At 70.0% G+C, this 2780-nt stretch carries 1 protein-coding gene and 1 pseudogene; both read left to right on the top strand.

The window, feature by feature from the left end; all coding sequences use genetic code 11:
* Positions 1 to 528: pseudogene (locus B1L11_RS44290) on the top strand (Crp/Fnr family transcriptional regulator); the annotation flags it as partial.
* Positions 528 to 2780 (top strand): germacradienol/geosmin synthase (locus tag B1L11_RS44285; RefSeq protein ID WP_256863442.1); only part of this gene is annotated, 2253 nt, incomplete at its 3' end. The pseudogene B1L11_RS44290 and the gene B1L11_RS44285, both read left to right, overlap by 1 nt.

Genomic DNA, 2780 nt, shown 5'->3' with positions numbered 1-2780 from the left:
CGGGAGCGTCAGGAGCACGAGCTGGTCAACAACCGCGACTTCGGTCTGCTGCACAACGCCGACCTCAAGCAGCGCCTGCACACCCGTTCCGGCCCGCCCACCCCGGACGACCTCGACGAGCTGCTCGCCACGGTCTGGAAGAACCCGAGCGTGATGTTCGCCCACCCGAAGGCGATCGCGGCCTTCGCCCGGCAGTGCAACGCCCGGGGCATCTACCCGCAGACCGTGGAGTTCAACGGCCAGAAGGCGCCGGCCTGGCGCGGGGTGCCGATGCTGCCGTGCAACAAGATCCCGGTGAACGACAAGGGCATCAGCTCGATCATGGTCATGCGCCTGGGGGAGAAGGACCAGGGCGTCGTCGGTCTGCGCCGTACGGGGCTGGTGGACGAGTACGAGCCCGGCCTGTCGGTGCGCTTCATGGGCATCGACGACAAGGCGATCATCTCCTACCTGGTGACCACCTACTACTCGGCGGCCGTCCTGGTCCCCGACGCCCTCGGCATCCTGGAGAGCGTCGAGATCCTCTGATGTCCTCCTACCGGCTGCCGGACTTCTACCTCCCCTATCCGCCCCGGCTGAACCCCCACGTGGAGACCGCCCGGGCGCACACGCGGGGGTGGGCGGCGGACATGGGCATGCTCGACGATCCGGACATCTGGACCGAGGAGTCGCTCGACGCGATGGACTACGGCCTGATGTGCGCCTACACCCATCCCGACTGCTCCGCCACCGAACTCGACCTGGTCACGGACTGGTACGTGTGGGTCTTCTACTTCGACGACCACTTCCTGGAGACGTTCAAACGCAGCAGGGACCTGGACGGCGCCCAGGACTACCTGGACCGGCTCGACGCGTTCATGACGGACGACCCGCCCGAGCCGTCCAACCCCGTGGAGCGGGGCCTGGCCGACCTGTGGCCCCGGACCGTGCCCGCCATGTCCGAGGCGTGGCGGCGCCGGTTCGTCCGGGTCACCCGGGACCTCCTGCAGGAGTCGATGTGGGAGCTGTTCCACATCGAGCGCGAGGCCGTCTCCAACCCCATCGAGTACATCGAGGAACGCAGGAAGGTCGGCGGCGCCCCCTGGTCGGCCGCGCTGGTGGAGCACGCGGCCGGCGCGGAGCTGCCGGCCCGGCTGGCGGATTCCCGGCCGATCCGGGTGCTGACCGAGTCGTTCGCCGACGCCGTGCACCTGCGCAACGACCTGTTCTCCTACGAGCGGGAGGTGCTGCAGGAGGGTGAGCTGTCCAACTGTGTCCTGGTCTGCGAGCGTTTCTTCGGCTGCGACACCGAGCGGGCCGTGGAGATCACCAATGACCTGCTCACCTCCCGGCTGCACCAGTTCGAGCACACCGCGCTGACCGAGCTTCCGGCGCTGTTCGCCGACGAAGGGGTCCTGCCGCCCGAGCAGGCGCTGGTGCTGAGCTACGTCAAGGGACTGCAGGACTGGCAGGCGGGCGGACACGCCTGGCACACCGCCTCCAGCCGCTACACCAAGACGGCGGGAGAGACCGGCTTCCTCGGCATGAACGTGGCCCGCGCCCACCTCACGGGCGCGGGCGGCCTGCGCAACCACACCCACCGGCCCTTCTCGGAGGCGGCGGTGCGGCTGCCGCAGCCGTACATGCCGTTCGAGGTGCACGACAACCCGCACCTGGACGCGGCGCGAGCGGCGGACGTCGAATGGTGCGCCGCCATGGGCTTCTTCGACGGGGTTCCCGGCATCCCGGCGACCGCCGTCTGGAACGAACCGCAACTCGTCGGCTTCGACCTCGCCCTGTGCGCGTCCGGCATCAACCCGGACGCCTCCGCCGACGAGCTGATCCTGGCCACCAACTGGCTGGCCTGGGGGACGTACGGCGACGACTACTATCCCCGGGTCTACGGGGCGGCGCGCGACCTGGTCGGCGCGAAGCTCGGCAACCGGCGGCTCAAGGAGTTCATGCCACTGGACCTCGTCCCGCGCCTGACCCCGGTGACGGGATTGGAACGCGGGCTGGCCGACCTGTGGCCGCGCACCGCCGGGCCGCTGCAGGAGGACTCCCGCCGGGCCTTCCGCGCCGCCGTCGAGGAGATGATCGACAGCTGGGTGTGGGAACTGGCCAACCAGGCCCAGCACCGCGTGCCCGACCCGGTCGACTACATCGAGATGCGGCGCAGGACGTTCGGCTCGCAGATGACGATGAGCCTGGCCAGGCTGGCGCCGGGCCGGGTCATCCCCACCGAGATCCACCGCACCCGCGAGTTCCTCGGCATGACCGACGCCGCGCAGGACTACGCGTGCCTGATGAACGACCTGTTCTCCTATCAGAAGGAGATCCAGTTCGAGGGTGAGCTGCACAACGCCGTCGTGGTGCTGGGCACCTTCTTCGACTGCGCGCCCGACGAGGCGGTGACCGTGGTGGACGCGCTCATGACCAGCCGGATGAGGCAGTTCGAGCACATCACCACCGTCGACCTGCCCGCCCTGCTCGACCGCATCGAGGCGGGGGAGACCGTACGGGAGTCGGTCGAGGGATACGTGTCCGACCTGCGCAACTGGATGGCGGCGATCCTGCGCTGGCACCAGCGGTCCCGGCGCTACTTCGAGGAGGAGCTGCGCAGGGGTCCGGCGGCCCGGTGGTCGCAGGGCCCGACGGGCCTCGGGACGGCCACCGCACGCATCCTCTCCCCTGGCCCCGCCGGCACACACGGCCCCGCCGGCACACATGGCGCCGCCGGCACACATCGGCGCCGCCGGCACACATGGCGCCGCCGGCACACATGGCGCCGCCGGCACACA

The organism is Microbispora sp. GKU 823 (genome assembly GCF_002027145.1).
GTDB classification, from domain to species: Bacteria; Actinomycetota; Actinomycetes; order Streptosporangiales; family Streptosporangiaceae; genus Microbispora; species Microbispora siamensis.
The sequence above is the reverse complement of the archived record's forward strand: the minus strand, read 5'-3'. Positions and strand labels throughout refer to the sequence as shown.